20 protein-coding genes, 1 tRNA gene, 1 pseudogene and 1 riboswitch are annotated in these 17,179 nt (G+C 69.3%); of the genes and pseudogenes, 15 read left to right on the forward strand and 7 right to left on the reverse strand.

What is annotated here, in order from left to right; all coding sequences use genetic code 11:
- Positions 1 to 59 precede the first annotated feature (59 nt).
- From clpS to QIY60_RS17635, 7 genes are all read left to right on the forward strand, one after another.
- On the forward strand, positions 60 to 365 hold the full coding sequence (clpS, locus tag QIY60_RS17610; protein ID WP_067159503.1) for an ATP-dependent Clp protease adapter ClpS: 306 nt from the start codon (positions 60 to 62) through the stop codon (positions 363 to 365).
- Positions 365 to 946, forward strand: coding sequence for a DUF2017 domain-containing protein (locus tag QIY60_RS17615; protein WP_283143312.1), 582 nt, complete (start codon positions 365 to 367; stop codon positions 944 to 946). Before clpS ends, QIY60_RS17615 begins: the two co-directional genes overlap by 1 nt.
- Before the next feature lie 340 nt (positions 947 to 1,286).
- A complete protein-coding gene (locus tag QIY60_RS17620) occupies positions 1,287 to 2,741 on the forward strand; it encodes an amino acid permease (RefSeq protein WP_283143313.1) in 1,455 nt (484 codons plus the stop codon).
- A gap of 77 nt (positions 2,742 to 2,818) precedes the next feature.
- Positions 2,819 to 3,241: a M67 family metallopeptidase gene (locus QIY60_RS17625; RefSeq protein ID WP_283143314.1), complete on the forward strand. Its 423-nt coding sequence runs from the start codon at positions 2,819 to 2,821 to the stop codon at positions 3,239 to 3,241.
- A 106-nt stretch (positions 3,242 to 3,347) separates the two neighbouring features.
- The gene (locus QIY60_RS32760; RefSeq protein WP_349253927.1) at positions 3,348 to 3,464 is read left to right on the forward strand and encodes a putative leader peptide; all 117 of its coding nucleotides are present in this window, start codon (positions 3,348 to 3,350) and stop codon (positions 3,462 to 3,464) included.
- Between the two features lie 97 nt (positions 3,465 to 3,561).
- A complete protein-coding gene (locus tag QIY60_RS17630; protein ID WP_101388485.1) occupies positions 3,562 to 3,849 on the forward strand; it encodes a MoaD/ThiS family protein in 288 nt (95 codons plus the stop codon).
- 14 nt (positions 3,850 to 3,863) lie between these two features.
- Positions 3,864 to 4,814, forward strand: a complete 951-nt coding sequence (locus QIY60_RS17635; protein WP_283143315.1) for a cysteine synthase — start codon at positions 3,864 to 3,866, stop codon at positions 4,812 to 4,814.
- Between the two features lie 186 nt (positions 4,815 to 5,000).
- Here the strand turns inward: QIY60_RS17635 and QIY60_RS17640 are convergent, their stop codons facing one another.
- On the reverse strand, positions 5,001 to 5,459 hold the full coding sequence (locus tag QIY60_RS17640) for a type II toxin-antitoxin system PemK/MazF family toxin (protein ID WP_283143316.1): 459 nt from the start codon (positions 5,457 to 5,459) through the stop codon (positions 5,001 to 5,003).
- A 200-nt stretch (positions 5,460 to 5,659) separates the two neighbouring features.
- Here QIY60_RS17640 and QIY60_RS17645 point away from each other — a divergent pair, with 200 nt between their 5' ends.
- Positions 5,660 to 6,412, forward strand: coding sequence for an MBL fold metallo-hydrolase (locus QIY60_RS17645; protein WP_283143317.1), 753 nt, complete (start codon positions 5,660 to 5,662; stop codon positions 6,410 to 6,412).
- Positions 6,413 to 6,488: 76 nt separating this feature from the next.
- Here QIY60_RS17645 and QIY60_RS17650 read toward each other — a convergent pair whose 3' ends face one another.
- Complete coding sequence (locus QIY60_RS17650) at positions 6,489 to 7,751, reverse strand: PTS transporter subunit EIIC (protein WP_190091812.1); 1,263 nt, start codon at positions 7,749 to 7,751, stop codon at positions 6,489 to 6,491.
- A 260-nt stretch (positions 7,752 to 8,011) separates the two neighbouring features.
- Positions 8,012 to 9,307 carry a PTS transporter subunit EIIC gene (locus QIY60_RS17655; RefSeq protein WP_283143318.1) on the reverse strand — a complete coding sequence of 432 codons (1,296 nt, stop codon included), beginning with the start codon at positions 9,305 to 9,307 and terminating at the stop codon, positions 8,012 to 8,014.
- A gap of 258 nt (positions 9,308 to 9,565) precedes the next feature.
- On the opposite strand from QIY60_RS17655, the gene QIY60_RS17660 reads away from it, so the two are divergent.
- The 4 genes from QIY60_RS17660 (at position 9,566) to rdgB (ending at position 11,914) form a co-directional block, all read left to right on the forward strand.
- The gene (locus tag QIY60_RS17660; protein WP_018517946.1) at positions 9,566 to 9,799 is read left to right on the forward strand and encodes a PTS glucose/sucrose transporter subunit IIB; all 234 of its coding nucleotides are present in this window, start codon (positions 9,566 to 9,568) and stop codon (positions 9,797 to 9,799) included.
- A gap of 242 nt (positions 9,800 to 10,041) precedes the next feature.
- Positions 10,042 to 10,779: a ribonuclease PH gene (rph, locus tag QIY60_RS17665; RefSeq protein ID WP_067159486.1), complete on the forward strand. Its 738-nt coding sequence runs from the start codon at positions 10,042 to 10,044 to the stop codon at positions 10,777 to 10,779.
- Positions 10,780 to 10,893: 114 nt separating this feature from the next.
- Positions 10,894 to 11,283 carry a hypothetical protein gene (locus QIY60_RS17670; protein ID WP_283143319.1) on the forward strand — a complete coding sequence of 130 codons (390 nt, stop codon included), beginning with the start codon at positions 10,894 to 10,896 and terminating at the stop codon, positions 11,281 to 11,283.
- A 28-nt stretch (positions 11,284 to 11,311) separates the two neighbouring features.
- Entirely contained in the window at positions 11,312 to 11,914 is a 603-nt protein-coding gene (gene rdgB, locus QIY60_RS17675; RefSeq protein WP_283143320.1) for an RdgB/HAM1 family non-canonical purine NTP pyrophosphatase, read from the forward strand.
- A gap of 57 nt (positions 11,915 to 11,971) precedes the next feature.
- Here the strand turns inward: rdgB and QIY60_RS17680 are convergent.
- The 3 genes and pseudogenes from QIY60_RS17680 to bcp form a co-directional block, all read right to left on the reverse strand.
- Positions 11,972 to 12,057 (reverse strand) — tRNA-Leu (locus QIY60_RS17680).
- 57 nt (positions 12,058 to 12,114) lie between these two features.
- Positions 12,115 to 12,595 (reverse strand): annotated as a pseudogene (locus QIY60_RS17685) (HNH endonuclease signature motif containing protein).
- Between the two features lie 145 nt (positions 12,596 to 12,740).
- Positions 12,741 to 13,208 carry a thioredoxin-dependent thiol peroxidase gene (bcp, locus tag QIY60_RS17690; RefSeq protein WP_266980039.1) on the reverse strand — a complete coding sequence of 156 codons (468 nt, stop codon included), beginning with the start codon at positions 13,206 to 13,208 and terminating at the stop codon, positions 12,741 to 12,743.
- 154 nt (positions 13,209 to 13,362) lie between these two features.
- On the opposite strand from bcp, the gene QIY60_RS17695 reads away from it, so the two are divergent.
- From QIY60_RS17695 to QIY60_RS17705, 3 genes are all read left to right on the forward strand, one after another.
- Positions 13,363 to 13,686, forward strand: a complete 324-nt coding sequence (locus QIY60_RS17695; protein WP_283143321.1) for a DUF3618 domain-containing protein — start codon at positions 13,363 to 13,365, stop codon at positions 13,684 to 13,686.
- Between the two features lie 62 nt (positions 13,687 to 13,748).
- A complete protein-coding gene (locus tag QIY60_RS17700; protein ID WP_067159470.1) occupies positions 13,749 to 14,081 on the forward strand; it encodes a co-chaperone GroES in 333 nt (110 codons plus the stop codon).
- An 82-nt stretch (positions 14,082 to 14,163) separates the two neighbouring features.
- Positions 14,164 to 14,228: riboswitch (guanidine-III (ykkC-III) riboswitch) on the forward strand.
- A gap of 48 nt (positions 14,229 to 14,276) precedes the next feature.
- The gene (locus QIY60_RS17705) at positions 14,277 to 14,597 is read left to right on the forward strand and encodes a multidrug efflux SMR transporter (RefSeq protein WP_190091805.1); all 321 of its coding nucleotides are present in this window, start codon (positions 14,277 to 14,279) and stop codon (positions 14,595 to 14,597) included.
- A 25-nt stretch (positions 14,598 to 14,622) separates the two neighbouring features.
- On the opposite strand, the gene QIY60_RS17710 is transcribed toward QIY60_RS17705, so the two are convergent.
- The gene (locus QIY60_RS17710) at positions 14,623 to 17,115 is read right to left on the reverse strand and encodes a transglycosylase domain-containing protein (RefSeq protein ID WP_283143322.1); all 2,493 of its coding nucleotides are present in this window, start codon (positions 17,113 to 17,115) and stop codon (positions 14,623 to 14,625) included.
- Positions 17,116 to 17,179: the final 64 nt, after the last annotated feature.

The raw sequence follows: 17,179 nt of genomic DNA on the forward strand, positions 1-17,179 counted from the left end.
GTGACGATTTCGGGGGCCCGTTTGTGCGACTGCGGTCCCCGAGTGGCAGCATTGGCTAAGTGAGTGTGGCTCCTGTAGAGATCGAACGACCCGAGTCGGCGGAAGAGACCTTCGCCGTCCCCGAACCCGACGTGCCGTGGGTGACGCTCGTCCACAACGACCCGGTCAACCTCATGAGCTACGTCCAGTACGTCTTCCAGAGCTACTTCGGCTACCCCAAGGACAAGGCCCGCAAGCTGATGCTCGATGTGCACCACAAGGGCCGGGCGGTGGTCTCCAGCGGCAGCCGCGAGGAGATGGAGCGCGACGTGCAGGCGATGCACGGCTACGGGCTGTGGGCCACGCTCACCCAGGACCGCGGCTGATGGCCGGCTACTTCGAGGCGCTGCCCGGCGGCGGCGCGGCCGTCGCGCTCGACGAGGTCGAGATCGCCATCCTGCGCTCCCTGTCCGTACAGCTCCTGGAGCTGATCGGCCCCGGCGACGAGCCGATGGAGGGCGAGGACCCGCTGGCCGCGCTCTTCGCCGAGGGCCCCAGCGAGCCGCCCGCCGACCCGGCGCTCGCCCGGCTCTTCCCCGACGCGTACGACAGCGGCGAGAGCGACGAACTGCGCGCCTCGGCGGCTGAGTTCAGGCGGTTCACCGAGCGGGACCTGCGCGCCCGCAAGCGCGACGACGCGCTCGCGGTGGTGCGCGCCCTCGACTCGCTCACCCCGCAGGGCGACGGCGGCGCGGTCCTCAAGCTGACCGCCGACGACTCCCGGCGCTGGCTGGGGGCGCTCAACGACCTGCGCCTGACCATCGGGACCCGCCTGGAGGTCTCCGACGAGGACGACGGCGGCGAGCTGTACCGGCTGCCGGACGACGACCCGCGCAAGCCGATGGTCATGGCCTACCTCTGGCTCGGCGGGCTCCAGGAGACGCTCGTCGAGACGCTGATGGCCTGACCGCGCCCACGGGGGTGGCCGGAGACGGCTGTTTTCCCTCTGTTCGCTCAGCGGACGCTCAAATCCGCATAACGATCCGATTACCACAACGGTATAGTTTGCGGTTTCTTGCGCGCTTTGTCCGGTTCTCCTTGTGGTGTGCGCCACAGTCACCCCAGTGGATCACCCGTAAAGACGTGATAAATCTTCACGACCACCCGGGGACGCCACCCATGTTCCCGGGGGCGCTTCGACCGGCTGATCGCCGGTGGCACTCCATCCACATCCGGGGGGATCAGGACCTGATCCGCGGCTTCGCTCGGCGAAGCGGGCGGGTCAGCATGGAGAAAGGCGCACCACCATGACCTCAGCGCAGGTCGACAAGCAGGACGACCGCTCCGGCAATGAGGCCGTGGGGACCGCCCACGGCGCAGCCGAGGGCGAGGGATACCAGCGGGGCCTCGGCGCCCGCCAGATCCAGATGATCGCGATCGGCGGAGCCATCGGCACCGGGCTCTTCCTCGGCGCGGGCAAGGCCATCTCGAAGGCCGGCCCCAGCCTCATCCTGGCCTATGCCATCGCGGGCCTGGTCATCTTCTTCATCATGCGGGCGCTGGGCGAGCTGCTCATGTACCGCCCGGTCTCGGGCTCCTTCTCGGAGTACGCCCGGGAGTTCGTCGGCCCGTTCTGGGGCTTCGTCACCGGCTGGACGTACTGGCTCTTCTGGGTCGTCACCGGCATCACCGAGGTCACCGCGGCCGCCCAGTACATGGCCTTCTGGACGCACAACGACGTCCCGCAATGGCTGTACGCGCTGGTCTTCACGCTCATCCTGTACGCGGTGAACCTGATCTCGGTGAAGCTCTTCGGCGAGCTGGAGTTCTGGTTCTCCATGGTCAAGGTGACGGCCATCGTCGGCATGATCCTGATCTGCGCCGGCATCCTCACCGTCGGCTTCTCGGACGCCGCCGACACCGCCACCGTCGCCAACCTCTGGAACGACGGCGGGTTCTTCCCCAAGGGCATCGGCGGCACGCTGATGACCCTGCAGATCGTGATGTTCGCCTTCCTCGCCGTCGAGCTGGTCGGCGTCACCGCGGGCGAGTCCAAGGACCCCGAGAAGACGCTCCCCAAGGCCATCAACACCGTGCCGTGGCGCATCGCCGTCTTCTACATCGGCGCCCTGATCATGATCCTCTCGGTCGTCCCGTGGCACGAGTTCCAGCCGGGCGTGAGCCCCTTCGTCGCGGCCTTCGAGAAGATGGGCCTCGGCGTCGGCGCCGCCATCGTCAACTTCGTGGTCCTGACGGCCGCGCTGTCCTCCTGCAACTCGGGCATGTACTCCACCGGCCGCATGCTGCGCGACCTCGCGCTCAACGGCCAGGGCCCGAAGATCTTCACCAAGCTGACCAAGAGCGGCACCCCGCTGATCGGCACCTCGGTCTCGGCCGCGCTGATGCTGGTGGGCGTCTGGATCAACTACAAGGCGCCGGGCAAGGCCTTCGACTACGTCGTCTCCTTCGCCACCATCTCCGGCATGTGGGCCTGGATCATGATCCTGGTCTGCCAGATCCGCTACCGCGCCAAGGCCGACCGCGGCGAGCTGCCCCAGTCCACCTTCCGGGCCCCGGGCGCCCCGTTCACCAGCTGGTTCGCGCTGCTGTTCATCTTCATGGTCATCGTGATGATGGGCGTCGACAAGGACTCGCGGGTCTCCCTGTACTGCGCCCCGCTGTGGGGCCTGATCCTGGGCGTCTCGTACCTGGTGCTCAAGGCGCGCAACCCCGACAACAAGGCGTTCGCGAAGCGCTCGTAGCCGGTCGTTTCTCGCCATTCGGGCCGTTCCGTACCACTCCTCGGTACGGAACGGCCCGTCTGTTTATCCTTGCGCTCATGCTGACCCTCACCCAGGCCCTGTACGACCAGATCGTCGCGCACGCCCGCGCCGACCACCCCGACGAGGCGTGCGGCGTGGTCGCCGGCCCGGCCGGCACCGGCCGCCCCGAGCGGTTCATCCCGATGCTGAACGCGGCCCGCTCGCCCACGTTCTACGAGTTCGACTCGCAGGACCTGCTGAAGCTCTACCGCGAGATGGACGACCGCGACGAGGAGCCGGTGATCGTCTACCACTCGCACACGGCGACCGAGGCGTACCCGTCCCGCACCGACGTGACGTACGCGAACGAGCCCGGCGCCCACTACGTCCTGGTGTCGACGGCGGACGCCGACGGCCTCGGCGACTTCCAGTTCCGCTCGTACCGCATCGTGGACGGCGAGATCGAGGAGGAAGAGGTCAAGGTGGTACAGACGTATTGAGCCATATGCGGCCGACTCGGTGTGTACGCCCGCATCCTGAGCGGAATGCGTCCGCCATCTGAGATCACATTCCGGGAAGCGGACCGGGAATCGATACGATGACCGCATGGTTCCCCACGACGTGAGCGAAGAGAAGCCGAGCAGCCCGCTGCTCGTGGCGCGCCTGCACGTCGACCTGTGCCGCCTGGCGAGCGCGATGTGTCAGCGCCCCACCGCCGCCTGAGCCGCGGCCGCACCACCCGTACCTCGGCAGCACCCGCGCGAGCCGCGCGCCATGCCTCCCCCTCCCTTTTCTCTCCCTTCCGACTGGAGCCCACGCCATGGCCATCGAGGTCCGCATCCCGACCATCCTCCGCACCTACACCGGCGGCGCCAAGGCCGTCGAGGGCAGCGGCGCGACCATCGACGAGCTCTTCAAGGACCTGGAGACCCGGCACAGCGGCATCCGCGAGCGCCTGGTCGACGAGGCCGCCGGCGGGGAGCTGCGCCGCTTCGTGAACGTCTACCTCAACGACGAGGACGTCCGCTTCCTGGCGGGCATCACCACCGAGCTGTCCGACGGCGACAGCGTGACGATCCTGCCGGCCGTGGCCGGCGGCATGGTCTGAGGCTGATCGCCGTCATGCGCTACGACTCCGCGCTGGCCGCCGTCGGCAACACCCCGCTGGTCCGCCTCCCCAGACTCTCGCCGTCGGACGACGTCCGCATCTGGGCGAAGCTGGAGGACCGCAACCCGACCGGCTCGGTCAAGGACCGCCCCGCGCTCCACATGATCGAACAGGCCGAGAAGGCGGGCCGGTTGACGCCCGGCTGCACCATCCTGGAGCCGACCAGCGGCAACACCGGCATCTCGCTGGCGATGGCGGCGAAGCTCAAGGGCTACCGCATCGTCTGCGTGATGCCCGAGAACACCTCCCAGGAGCGCCGCGACCTGCTGAAGATGTGGGGCGCGGAGATCGTGCCGTCCCCGGCGGCGGGCGGCTCCAACACGGCGGTACGGGTGGCGAAGGAGCTGGCCGCCGAGAACCCGTCCTGGGTGATGCTGTACCAGTACGGCAACCCGGACAACGCGGGCGCGCACTACGCCACGACCGGTCCGGAGATCCTGGCCGACCTCCCCTCGATCACCCACTTCGTGGCGGGCCTCGGCACGACGGGCACGCTCATGGGCGTGGGCCGCTACCTGCGCGAGCGCGTGCCCGGCGTCCAGATCGTGGCGGCCGAGCCGCGCTACGACGACCTGGTGTACGGCCTGCGCAACCTGGACGAGGGCTTCGTCCCCGAGCTGTACGACGCGTCGGTCCTGACCAGCCGCTTCTCGGTCGGCTCGGCGGACGCGGTGACCCGCACCCGCGAACTCCTCAAGGAGGAGGGCATCTTCGCGGGCGTCTCCACGGGCGCGGCCCTCCACGCGGCGATCGGCGTGGGCCGCAAGGCGGTGAAGGCCGGCGAGCCGGCCGACATCGTGTTCGTGGTGGCGGACGGCGGCTGGAAGTACCTGTCGACCGGCGTGTACACGGCGGAGACAACGGAGGAAGCGATCGAGACGCTGCAGGGGCAACTCTGGGCGTGATGCGTCTGCGGGTTGTGTGTGGCTGGTCGCGCAGTTCCCCGCGCCCCTAGAAATGCCGCTGCGCGGCATCCCCTGGGTGCCCCGAAGGGGCGCGGGGAACTGCGCGAGCAACCCAGCACGGTCCGCAGACGAACGGGGTCCGGCGGCGCAGCCCCCGGAGGGTTTAGGGAAGGGGCGGGGTGGGGGTCATCCCGCCAGGTAACGGACCTGGTCCCACACCGTAGGGTCCACCACCCCCACCCGCCGCCGGAACTCCCACACCCCCACATCCCGCAGCTCATCCGTCTCCAGGAAGCTCGGACGGCCCCGCGCATCCCCGACCGTCCCCGGCGGCAGCGGAATCACCCCGGCCTGCTCCTCGTGGAACTTGCTGGTGATCTTCGCGACCAGCACGCTGTCCCCCCGTACCGACAGCACCAGACAGGGCCGGTCCTTCGAGCCGGGCCCGTCCTCGTACGGCACGTCCGCCCACCAGATCTCACCCGGCTGTGGCCTGCGCCCACGCACCCCCGGCCGCCCCGGCGGCCGTACGCGCCCCCCGGGACGGGACGGGCGCGGGCGGGCGCGCCCCCGCCCGTCGACCACCGCGGCCCCCAGCGCGACCACCACCACGGCGATCACCGCGAGCCACCAGGACGTGTCCATACCGCAGACGTTACCCGGCGGCGCACCCCCCGCGCGCGCTCCGCCCGCACTCCGCCCGAACCGGTGACAGCGCAGGTGAGTTCCCCCACAACGGCCCGCCACTGAGGAGCGACCGGCAGTGCGGCGCCTTACGCTCGACGGACCGCACGACCTCCCGCCGCCCTCCCCGTTCCCTTGCCGCTCCCGGAGGTTCACGCTCCATGAAGCTCACCGTCGTCGGCTGCTCCGGGTCGTTCCCGTCCGCGGAATCGGCCTGTTCGAGCTACCTCGTCGAGGCCGACGGCTTCCGGCTGCTCCTCGACATGGGCAACGGCGCCCTGGGCGAGCTGCAGCGCCACATCGGTCTCTACGACCTCGACGCGATCTTCCTCAGCCATCTGCACGCCGACCACTGCATCGACATGTGCGGCTACTTCGTGGCCCGCTACTACCGGCACGAGGGCGGACGCTGCGCCCCCATGCCGGTGTACGCGCCGGAGGGCGCCGAGCAGCGCCTCACCACGGCGTACGCGGACACGCCGTCCAGCTCCTCCATGAGCGAGGTGTTCGACTTCCACACCCTGAAGTCCGGCTCGTTCGACATCGGCCCCTTCGCGGTCCGTACGGAGCGGGTCTGCCACCCCGTCGAGGCGTACGGCATCCGCATCGAGCACGGCGGCGCGTCCCTCACGTACTCGGGCGACACCGGCGTCTGCGAGGCCCTGCACGAGCTGGCCGAGGGCACGGACCTGTTCTTGTGCGAGGCGTCCTTCACGCACGGCAAGGAGGACATCCCGGCCCTCCACCTCAACGGCCGCGAGGCAGGCGAACACGCCGCCCGCGCCGGCGTCGGCCGCCTGGTCCTGACCCACATCCCCCCGTGGACGGACGGCGACGTCAACCTGACGGACGCCCGTGGGGCGTACACCGGTCCGGTGGAGCTGGCGGTGCCGGGGGCGGTGTACGAGGTCTGATCGCGCCCGTACGCGTGTACGCGAAAGGGCCCCCGCACCGAGTGGTGCGGGGGCCCTTTCACGTAACCCGTGAGGCTTACGCCTTCGTCAGGTCCTCGATCTCCTCCTCGGGCTCACGGCCCGGGGTGGTGAGGTTGAACTTCGTGATCGCGAAGCGGAAGACGAAGTAGTAGATCGCGGCGAAGACGAGGCCGATCGGGATGATCATCCACGGCTTGGTCGCGAGGTTCCAGTTCAGGATGTAGTCGATCGCACCGGCGGAGAAGCTGAAGCCGTGGTGCACGCCGAGCGCCCAGGTGACGGCCATCGAGACGGCGGTCAGGACCGCGTGGATCACGTACAGGACCGGCGCGATGAACATGAACGCGAACTCGATCGGCTCGGTGATGCCGGTGACGAACGAGGTCAGCGCGAGCGAGATCATCATGCCGCCGACGGCCTTGCGGCGCTCGGGGCGGGCGCAGTGCGTGATCGCCAGGGCGGCGGCCGGCAGCGCGAACATCATGATCGGGAAGAAGCCGGACATGAACTGGCCGGCGGTCGGGTCGCCGTGGAAGAAGCGCGGCAGGTCGCCGTGCCACATGGTGCCCGTGGAGTCCTTGAAGTCGCCGATCTCCTGCCAGGCGACCGTGTTCACGAACTGGTGCATGCCGATGGGCAGCAGCGCGCGGTTGACGACACCGAAGATGCCCGCGCCGGCGGCGCCGAGGCCGGTCATCCACTCACCGAAGTTGGTGATGACGTCGCCGATCGGCTCCCAGACCAGACCGAAGAGCACACCCATCGCGGTGCCGACGAAGGCCATGATGATCGGGACGAGGCGGCGGCCGTTGAAGAAGCCGAGCCAGTCGACCAGCTTGGTGCGGTGGTACTTCTGCCAGATCACCGCGGCCAGCAGGCCCATGATGATGCCGCCGAAGACCTTGGGGTCGTTGTACGTCGCGGCGACGTCGACGCCCTTGTTCGCGGTGGTGTTGACCACGGCGTCGGTCACCGGGAACGCGGTGAGCACGTTCTTGTAGACCAGGAAGCCGACGAGCGCGGCGAGCGCGGTGGAGCCGTCGGCCTTCTTCGCGAAGCCGATCGCGATACCGACGCAGAAGAGCAGCGGCAGATTGGCGAAGACCGCGTCACCGGCGGTCGCGAAGACCTTGGCGACCTTGTCCCAGCCGAGGCCGTCCTTGCCGAAGACATCGTCCTGACCGAGGCGGAGCAGAATGCCCGCGGCCGGCAGCACGGCGATCGGCAGCTGCAGGCTGCGACCGACCTTCTGCAGACCCTGGAACAGGCCGGCACCCCGCTTCTTCGCGGGCGCCGCCGTAGCGGTGGCCGTACTCATCAACTTCCTCCAGTTGGCAAGGCGCCGCCCGGGGACATGGAAAAGTACGGGGGGACGGCGGCGTCTCAAGGGGGGAACGCGGTGAAGCCCGCGTGGTCTACACCATTGAGTGGTGTAGACCAGTTGTAGCACGGTGAGGGTTAGATAAGGAACCTGCAATTTTCGTGTGCTGAGCCACGCACTCCGGCATGACGGACAAAGGCCCCGGACCCTGGGGTCCGAGGCCTCTGCCGTACAACCGCTTGGTTATCCCGCCGTTATTATTTCGTGTTCTCCCGCTCGATCTCCTCTTCCAGCTCCTCCGGTTCGCGGCCGGGCGTCGGGAGGTCGAACTTGGTGATCGCGAAACGGAAGATCACGTAGTAGACGACGGCGAAGGCGAGACCGATCGGAATGATCAGCCACGGTTTAGTCGCCAGGTTCCAGTTGATGACGTAGTCGATCAGTCCGGCCGAGAAGCTGAAGCCGTCCTTGACGCCCAGCGCCCAGCTCACCGCCATCGAGACGCCGGTGAGGAGCGCGTGGATCGCGTACAGCAGCGGGGCGATGAACAGGAACGAGTATTCGATCGGCTCGGTGATGCCGGTGACGAACGACGTCAGGCCGACCGACAGCATCAGACCGCCCACCTGCTTGCGGCGGTGCGGCTTGGCGCAGTGCGTGATCGCCAGCGCGGCCGCGGGCAGCGCGAACATCATGATCGGGAAGAAGCCGGTGGTGAACTGGCCCGCGTCCTTGTCGCCCGCCAGGAACATGGTGATGTCGCCGTGGACCACGCTCCCGTCCGGCTTGGTGAAGCTGCCGAACTGGAACCAGATGGGCACGTTCAGGAACTGGTGCAGACCGATGACGAGCAGCGCGCGGTTGGCGACGCCGAAGATGCCCGAGCCCCAGGCGCCGCGCCCCCTCAGCCAGTCGCTGAAACTCTCCAGGCCGTCGCCGATCGGCGGCCAGATCCACAGGCAGATCGCGGCGAAGCCGATGGCCACGAACGACATGATGATCGGGACGAGTCGGCGGCCGTTGAAGAAGCCGAGCCAGTCGACCAGCTTGACCCGGTGGTAGCGCTGCCAGAACCAGGCGGCGAGCAGGCCCATGACGATGCCGCCGAAGACACCGGGATTCTGGTACGTGAAGGCCCCGACGCTTCCGTCGGCGGCCTGGCAGCCCACGGCGACCGCCTTGGCCCCCTGGGCGCAGTCCTTGGGGAACTGGTGCAGCACGTTGTAGTAGACGAGGAATCCGGCCACGGCGGCGAGCGCCGTCGAGCCGTCCGCCTTCTTGGCCATGCCGATGGCCACGCCGATGCAGAAGAGCAGCGGGAGCCCGATGTTGGCGTCGAGCAGCGCGCCGCCCGCGCCGGCCATGACCTTGGCGACGTCCGTCCAGCCGAGGCCGTCCTTGCCGAAGACGTCGGGCTGGCCGAGCCGGTTGAGGATGCCGGCCGCGGGCAGGACCGCGATCGGCAGCTGGAGGCTGCGGCCCATCTTCTGGAGGTTCTGGAACGCACCGTTCCACCATTTCGGCCGGTCCACTGCCGCGCTGTCCGCGCTCATCGGCGACCCTCCGTCCCCTACGTCCCGCCGGAACAAGCCAGTTCCGGGATGCGTTGCACACTGGTGTAGACCAGTTGCGGTATCGTCCGGAGCCTGGCCGCACGGGCGCGGTACCGGTGATCGCCATCCTTGGCCAGCGCGCGGACGCTCGCTCGCGTAACTGGGCCAAACGTGCGTTACGGTGACAAAGCGGAACCGCGGTCGGCCGGACCTGCGGTGCGCCGCCACAGCGTTCTTTGAAAGAACAGGGAGACAGACATGGCCAGCAAGGCTGAGAAGATCGTCGCCGGGCTCGGCGGTATCGAGAACATCGAAGAGGTCGAGGGCTGCATCACCCGCCTCCGCACCGAGGTCATTGACCCGAGCAAGGTCGACGAGGCCGCGCTGAAGGCCGCCGGCGCCCACGGCGTCGTCAAGATGGGCACCGCGATCCAGGTCGTCATCGGCACGGACGCGGACCCGATCGCGGCGGACATCGAAGACATGATGTGAGCGACGCAAGTCGCTGAGAGGGGCCCCTCCCGGGATGGGAGGGGCCCCTTTTGGGCGCCCAGGGGATTGCCGCGTAGCGGCATTCAAGGGGCGCGGGGAACTGCGCGAGCAACCCAGCACGGTCCGCAGACAAAAGGGGCCCGGGGCGGAGCCCCCGGGAACGGGGCATGGGGCGGAGCCCCGGAAGGGGGGCCGGGGGGCATGCCCCCAGGAGCGAGACGCCCACGAGCTACGCTCGGGGCATGTCTCGTATCGACGGCCGCACCCCCGACCAGCTCCGCCCCGTCACCATCGAACGCGGATGGAGCAAGCACGCCGAGGGCTCCGTCCTCATCTCCTTCGGCGACACCAAAGTCTTCTGCACCGCCTCCGTCACCGAAGGCGTCCCCCGCTGGCGCAAGGGCAGCGGCGAAGGCTGGGTGACCGCGGAGTACTCGATGCTGCCGCGCTCCACCAACACCCGCGGCGACCGCGAATCCGTCCGCGGCAAGATCGGCGGACGCACCCACGAGATCAGCCGCCTCATCGGCCGCAGCCTCCGCGCCGTCATCGACTACAAGGCCCTCGGCGAGAACACCATCGTCCTCGACTGCGACGTCCTCCAGGCCGACGGCGGCACCCGCACCGCCGCCATCACCGGCGCGTACGTCGCCCTCGCCGACGCCGTCAGCTGGGCCCAGACCAAGAAGCTGGTCAAGGCCAACCGCCAGCCGCTCACCGGCACCGTCGCCGCCGTCTCCGTCGGCATCGTCGACGGAGCCCCGCTCCTCGACCTCTGCTACGAGGAGGACGTCCGCGCCGAGACCGACATGAACGTTGTCTGCACCGGCGACGGCCGCTTCGTCGAGGTCCAGGGCACGGCCGAGGCCGAGCCGTTCGACCGCAAGGAGCTCAACGCGCTGCTCGACCTCGCCACCGGCGGCTGCGCCGACCTCGCCGCCCTCCAGGTCGAGGCGCTCGGCCGCACGCTCGGCGAGTAAAGAGGCAACGGCGAGTAAAGAGGCAACCAAGAGGGCCGCTCCCGGCGTCCCTACCCACACGGGCGTACGGGCCGAACCGTACGCCCGTCCGCACACCCAGGGGAGGACCCGCCCATGCGCCGCAGCCGCCGCCGCGCCCTCGCACTCGCCGCCGTCACCGCGACCCTCGCCCTGCCCGCCGCCGTCGGGTGCAGCGCGGTCAGCAAGGCGCTCGACTGCGTCCAGACCGCCGACGCGATCGCCTCCAGCGTGGACGACCTCGGCCGCGCGGTGTCCAACGCCGCCGACGACCCGACACAGGCGGACCAGGCGCTCAACGACATCGACAAGAACCTGTCGTCGCTGAAAAGCAAGACGGGGGATGCCGACCTCTCCAAGGCGGTAGACAACCTCAACAAGGCGGTCACCAACGTCCGTTCGGCGATCAAGAACGGCGACAACACGCCGGACATCAGCCCCGTCAAGGACGCGGCCAAGGAAGTCGGCAAGGTCTGCACACCGTGACGCCGGGCGCGCCCCCGATACTGGGGGCATGACCCGCCTGATCCTCGCCACCCGCAACGCCGGCAAAATCACCGAACTCCGCGCGATCCTCGCGGACGCCGGACTGCCCCACGAACTGGTCGGCGCCGACGCGTACCCCGAGATCCCCGACGTCAAGGAGACCGGCGTCACCTTCGCCGAGAACGCACTCCTCAAGGCCCACGCCCTGGCCCGGGCCACCGGCCTGCCCGCCGTCGCGGACGACTCGGGCCTGTGCGTCGACGTACTGAACGGCGCCCCCGGCATCTTCTCTGCCCGCTGGGCCGGCGCCCACGGCGACGACAAGGCCAACCTGAACCTGCTCCTGGCCCAGCTCTCGGACATCGCGGACGTCCACCGCGGGGCCCACTTCGCCTGCGCGGCGGCGCTGGCCCTCCCCGACGGCACGGAACGAGTGGTCGAGGGCCGCCTCCTGGGCACCCTCCGCCACGAGCCCACCGGCACGGGCGGCTTCGGCTACGACCCGATCCTCCAGCCGGAGGGCGAGACCCGCACGTGCGCGGAGCTGACCCCCGAGGAAAAGAACGCGATCAGCCACCGGGGGAAGGCGTTCCGGGCGCTGGTGCCGGTGGTGCGGGAGCTGTTGGGTTGAGGGGTGGAACGCAAAATGGCCTGCGCACCGATCCTTCGATTCGCAGGCCATTTGCGGTGCGGCGGAAGGGATTCGAACCCTCAAGCCCTTTCACGGGCCACAGATCCTAAGTCTGCTGTGTCAACCAGTTGCACCACCGCCGCTAGCCGCCTGCCATGGTACCGGGGCAGGTGGCTGCGGTGGATTGGGCGGGTGTCAGTTCACTTCTGGCGGCGGCCTCCCCGGCACCAAGTGCTAGTGATCGCATGACAGTTGGGGCACAGTAACCGTAGGTTCGTGGCGCGGTCGTCGCTCCAGTCGCCGTTGATGTGGTCGACCTCAAGGGTTATGGGCATTCCCGCGGGGCGGTGGCCGGAAGCGCGACGTGTCGATCCCGTACGTCTCGATCCGGCGGCTGATGTGCGTGTGGTGGCCCCCGACCACGTCGACCCCCAGTCGGCGCAGCACTTCATACACGCTCGTGGACTCCGCCACCACCGGCTCCAGCACTTCCCGCGTCCAGCGCACACCCTCGCGCTCGAAGTGGCCGGTCGGTATCCCCAGCTTCTTCATGCGCTCCGCGATGTAGCGCCGCGACCCGCTCTTCGGATCGACCCCCAGCCTCGTCAACGCCTCCGACAACGTCCCCGAAGCCCCGGCCGCCGCCGCGAGCCGCTCGCGCGTATACGGGCTCGTACCCATGAAGATCCCCTCCGCCCCCGGCCACGCGTTCGCAGCCTCGTACGGACCAACGACCCGCTAATCGGACAGTCACGTCCGAAATGCGGAACGGCCCGCACCGCTTACCGCTCGGTGCGGGCCGTCGAGGTTCGCCGGGGACGGGACCTCAGATCCCCAGATCCTTGATGATCTTGGCGACATGGCCCGTCGCCTTCACGTTGTACAGCGCGCGCTCCACCTTGCCCTCCTCGTCCACGATCACCGTGGAGCGGATGACGCCGGTCACCGTCTTGCCGTACAGCTTCTTCTCGCCGTACGCCCCGTACGCCTCCAGGACCTCCTTCGACGGGTCGCCGACGAGGGTGACCTTGAGGGACTCCTTCTCGCGGAACTTCGCGAGCTTCTCCGGCTTGTCGGGGGAGACGCCGATCACGTCGTAGCCGGCGGAGGCCAGGACGGACAGGTTGTCCGTGAAGTCGCAGGCCTGCTTGGTGCAGCCGGGGGTGAGGGCCGCCGGGTAGAAGTACACGATGACCTTGCGGCCCTTGTGGTCCGCGAGCGAGACCTCGTTGCCGTCCGCGTCGGGCAGGGTGAAGGCGGGGGCGGTGTCGCCGGGGACGAGTCGCTCGCTCATGGGATCTTCCTCCGGAAGGGGCGGGGGTATGGCGTACTCCAGCAGAGCCTAATGGGGGCCTGTGACAGTGCATCGGCGGCAGAGCTGACAGACTGTCGATGACGGGACACCCCGTACAACACCCCGTACCCCAGCAAACGACGGAGGCGGCGCAGTGTCGGAAGCCAGGACCCCTGCGCAGATCGAGGCGGACATCAGGAGCCGCCGCGAGCAGCTCGCGGTGACGCTCGACGAGATCGGCGTGCGGCTGCACCCGGGCACGATCGTCGGCGACGCGAAGGCCAAGGTCGCCTCGGCCGTGGACCGCACCGCGGGCCGGGCCTTCGTCGCCGTGAACCGGACCGTCTCGGACGTGAAGGCCCAGTTCGTGGGCGAGGACGGCGCGCCCCGCGTCGAGCGCATCGTGCCGGTCGCGCTCCTCGCCGTCGGCCTCGTCGGGTTGCTCGCCATGTCGTCGGCCAAGAAGCGGCGGGACTGACGCAGCAGACCGACCCGGCCCTTCGGCATACGCGGGGGGCCAGGGCAGGTAGGTTCGGGTCCGTGAGCGAGAACACCCACGACAAGCTGCCCATCCGGATGCTCCACGACCGCGTGCTGGTCCGGTCCGACACACCCGAGGGCGAACGGCGCTCCGGCGGCGGCATCCTCATCCCGGCGACCGCCGCCGTCGGCAAGCGGCTGGCCTGGGCCGAGGTGGTCGCGGTCGGGCAGAACGTCCGGACCGTCGAGCCGGGCGACCGGGTGCTGTACGACCCCGAGGACCGCGCCGAGGTCGAGGTGCGCGGCATCGCCTACGTACTGATGCGGGAGCGCGATCTGCACGCCGTCGCCTCGGAGCGGGTGTCGGAGGACTCGACCGGGTTGTATCTCTGACCCCGCCCCACAAGGCAGCGAAAAGGGCTGGTGACCCCTGTCACCAGCCCTTTTCGCTGCCTTTCCGTCTCCCTTTCGCCGTACTTTGCTATCTTTGAAGCACCCCGACGAGACGCGTCGTACCGGGTTACGACAAGACGACGCACCCCGCGCGTGCGGACGTACGCGCGCGTACGTCTCTCGGAGGTGCCTGTCATGGCCTGGGTTCTGCTGCTCGTCGCCGGTCTGCTCGAAGTCGGCTGGTCGATCGGGATGAAGTACACCGACGGATTCACCCGGCTGTGGCCCAGCCTCTTCACCGGTGTCGGGATCGTCGCCTCGATGATGCTGCTCTCGCAGGCCGCCAAGACCCTGCCCATCGGTACCGCCTACGGCGTCTGGGTGGGCATCGGCGCGGCCGGTGCGGCGGTGCTCGGCATGGTGGTGCTCGGTGAGCCCGCGACCGCCGCCCGGATCTTCTTCGTCTGTCTGCTCCTGGTGGCCGTGGTCGGCCTCAAGGCGACCTCCGGCCACTAGGACGGACTGCTGGAACGCACTGCGCCTACGCGCGCGGCTGGCGGCGCGGGCGGTTGGCGCCGCCCGCCGTCGTCCCCGTCGTCGTGCCGCCCGTGATGATGCCGCCGTCCGTGCCCGTCGTGGTCCCGCCGTCGGTGGTCCCGCCGTCCGTGGTTCCTCCGGTGGTGCCGCCGTCGGTGGTGCCGCCCGTGGTGGTGCCTCCATCGGTCGGGCCGCCGGTGGTGCCGCCGGTCGTGGTGCCTCCGTTGGTGGTGGCCCCGGTGGTGCCCCCGGTCGTCCCGCCCGTCGTCGTGCCGCCCGTGGTCGTCCCGCCGTTGGTGGTCCCGCCCTGCGTCTGGCCCTGGGTCTGCCCTTGCGTCTGGCCCTGGTCCTGGCCCTGGGTCTGGCCCGGCGGGTTCGGGTTGGGGGCCTGCGTCTCGACCGGCGGCGGCACGGCCGCGCCCTCCTGGAGCTGGAGGTCGAAGTCCTGCGGCTCGGTGCCCTTGAGCGCCGCCGCCGTGTACTGCGCCCACACCTCCGCGGGCGGCCCGCCGCCGTTCATCCGGTCCAGGCCCAGCGCGCCGTACAGCGGCTTCTGGAAGGCCGTGTCGGGGTCCTGGCCCATCACGGCGACCACGGTGGCCAGATCGGGCGTGTAGCCCGCGAACCAGGCCGCCTTGTCGTCCTCGGCGGTGCCGGTCTTGCCCGCGGCCGTACGGTTCGCGGCCTGCGCCTTCTTGCCGGTGCCGCCCTCCACGACGCTCTGCAGGATCGAGGTGGTGGTGTCGGCGGCCTCGCGGCTCACCGCCTGCTTGCTGTCCTGCGACGGCAGGTCCACCTTCTCGCCGTCCTTCGTCACGGACTCGACCATCGTGTACGTGCCGTGCTTGCCGTGGTTGGCGAGCGTCGCGTACGCCTCGGCCATGTCCAGGACGGAGGCGGTCGCGGTGCCGAGCGCGATGGACGGCCCGTTCGGCATGTCGGGGGTGTCGGCGGGGATGCCCAGGTCGACGGCGGTCTGGCGGACGTTCTTCGGGCCGACGTCCATGGCCATCTGCGCGTACACCGCGTTCACCGAGAGGTCGGTGGCGAACCGGACGGTGATCGGCCCGTACGACTTGCCGTCCTCGTTCTCCGGGTTGTACGGGGTGCCCGACCAGCCCTGTACGAAGCGCTTGTTGGTGCCGTCGTAGATCGTGTTCGGGGTGATCGTGCGCCCGTCCTGCGTCTTGGAGGCGTTCTCGACGGCCGAGGTGAGGACGAAGGGCTTGAAGGTCGAGCCGACCTGGTAGTCGCGCCGGGTCGCGTTGTTGACGTACTGCTTGGTGTAGTCGATGCCCCCGTACATCGCGAGCACCTTGCCGCTGTCCGGGTCGATGGAGGCGCCGCCGACGCGGACGTTGCGGTCCACCTTGCGGTCGGCGCTGACCTGGGACATCACCTTGTCGTCGACGGCGGCGACGAACGCGTCCTGCTTGGCCTTCTGGAGCGTGGTGGTGATCCGGTAGCCGCCCTTGGCCAGGGTGTTCTCGTCGATGATCTTGTTGCTGGTCAGATAGTCCTTGACGGCCTCGACGACATAGCCGCGCTGTCCGGCCATCCCGGCCGCGGGCCGCACCTTGCCCGGCGTAGGGAAGGTGGCGGCGGCCCGCTCGGCCGGGGTCATCCACTTCTTCTTGACCATGCCGTCGAGCACGTAGTTCCAGCGCGCCACGGCCTTCGCCCTGTTCTCCGGGTGCGCCACCACGTCGTACGCGCTGGGGGCGTTGAGCAGCGAGGCCAGATAGGCGCCCTCGGCGGTGGTGGCCTTCTCGATGTCCTTGCCGTAGTAGGCCTGGGCGGCGGCCTGGATGCCGTAGGCGTTGCGGCCGAAGTAGCTGGTGTTGAGGTAGCCCTCCAGGATGTCCGACTTGCTGACCTCGCGGTTCAGCTTGATCGCGATGAAGAACTCCTTCACCTTGCGGCTGATCGTCTGCTCCTGCCCCAGGTAGTAGTTCTTCACGTACTGCTGGGTGATGGTGGAACCGGACTGCTTGCCCTTGCCGGTGAGGGTGTTCCAGGCGGCGCGGACCATCGCCTTGGGGTCGACCGCCCGTTCGGAGTAGAAGTCGCGGTCCTCGGCGGCGAGCACGGTGTGCTGGACGGTGAGCGGGATCTGCGCGAGCCGGACGTTCTCGCGGTTGATCTCGCCGTCCCGGGCGAGCTGGCCGCCGTCCGCGTACAGGTAGACGTTGGACTGGGCGGTCGCGGTGGCGTTGGCGGGCGGGATGTGGACGAGCGTGTAGCCGGCGATGAAGCCGCCGATGAGCAGCAGGGCGACGGCGAGGACGGTGCCGAGGACCATCCGCCAGGTGGGGATGGCGCGCCGCCAGCCGGTCCGCTTGGGCCGCTTCTTCTTGCCCTTGCCCCGGCCGGTCTCCTCGCCCGGGCCCTGCGCGCCGTCGCCGGGTGCGGCGGAGGCGTCGTCCGGGCCGGTGGCGCTGAGGTCCCGAGGGGCCCAGCCCTGAGGGGGCCGGGGTGGCTGCTCGTCGTCGCTCATGTCTCTCTCGCCACTGCGCTGTATCGGGTGATTCGCGTTGTACGCCCATATTGCACGCCCGGCC

The organism is Streptomyces sp. BPTC-684 (genome assembly GCF_030028635.1).
In the GTDB taxonomy this organism is placed as follows: domain Bacteria; phylum Actinomycetota; class Actinomycetes; order Streptomycetales; family Streptomycetaceae; genus Streptomyces; species Streptomyces noboritoensis.

What these genes read in the sequence shown, in the direction of transcription:
- QIY60_RS17615 (WP_283143312.1), top strand. Translation starts at nt 365, where the DNA reads ATGGCCGGCTACTTCGAGGCGCTGCCCGGCGGCGGCGCGGCCGTCGCG.
- QIY60_RS17620 (WP_283143313.1), top strand. Translation starts at nt 1,287, where the DNA reads ATGACCTCAGCGCAGGTCGACAAGCAGGACGACCGCTCCGGCAATGAG.
- QIY60_RS17625 (WP_283143314.1), top strand. Translation starts at nt 2,819, where the DNA reads ATGCTGACCCTCACCCAGGCCCTGTACGACCAGATCGTCGCGCACGCC.
- QIY60_RS32760 (WP_349253927.1), top strand. Translation starts at nt 3,348, where the DNA reads ATGGTTCCCCACGACGTGAGCGAAGAGAAGCCGAGCAGCCCGCTGCTC.
- QIY60_RS17630 (WP_101388485.1), top strand. Translation starts at nt 3,562, where the DNA reads ATGGCCATCGAGGTCCGCATCCCGACCATCCTCCGCACCTACACCGGC.
- QIY60_RS17635 (WP_283143315.1), top strand. Translation starts at nt 3,864, where the DNA reads ATGCGCTACGACTCCGCGCTGGCCGCCGTCGGCAACACCCCGCTGGTC.
- QIY60_RS17640 (WP_283143316.1), bottom strand. Translation starts at nt 5,459, where the DNA reads ATGGACACGTCCTGGTGGCTCGCGGTGATCGCCGTGGTGGTGGTCGCG.
- QIY60_RS17645 (WP_283143317.1), top strand. Translation starts at nt 5,660, where the DNA reads ATGAAGCTCACCGTCGTCGGCTGCTCCGGGTCGTTCCCGTCCGCGGAA.
- QIY60_RS17650 (WP_190091812.1), bottom strand. Translation starts at nt 7,751, where the DNA reads ATGAGTACGGCCACCGCTACGGCGGCGCCCGCGAAGAAGCGGGGTGCC.
- QIY60_RS17655 (WP_283143318.1), bottom strand. Translation starts at nt 9,307, where the DNA reads ATGAGCGCGGACAGCGCGGCAGTGGACCGGCCGAAATGGTGGAACGGT.
- QIY60_RS17660 (WP_018517946.1), top strand. Translation starts at nt 9,566, where the DNA reads ATGGCCAGCAAGGCTGAGAAGATCGTCGCCGGGCTCGGCGGTATCGAG.
- rph (WP_067159486.1), top strand. Translation starts at nt 10,042, where the DNA reads ATGTCTCGTATCGACGGCCGCACCCCCGACCAGCTCCGCCCCGTCACC.
- QIY60_RS17670 (WP_283143319.1), top strand. Translation starts at nt 10,894, where the DNA reads ATGCGCCGCAGCCGCCGCCGCGCCCTCGCACTCGCCGCCGTCACCGCG.
- rdgB (WP_283143320.1), top strand. Translation starts at nt 11,312, where the DNA reads ATGACCCGCCTGATCCTCGCCACCCGCAACGCCGGCAAAATCACCGAA.
- bcp (WP_266980039.1), bottom strand. Translation starts at nt 13,208, where the DNA reads ATGAGCGAGCGACTCGTCCCCGGCGACACCGCCCCCGCCTTCACCCTG.
- QIY60_RS17705 (WP_190091805.1), top strand. Translation starts at nt 14,277, where the DNA reads ATGGCCTGGGTTCTGCTGCTCGTCGCCGGTCTGCTCGAAGTCGGCTGG.
- QIY60_RS17710 (WP_283143322.1), bottom strand. Translation starts at nt 17,115, where the DNA reads ATGAGCGACGACGAGCAGCCACCCCGGCCCCCTCAGGGCTGGGCCCCT.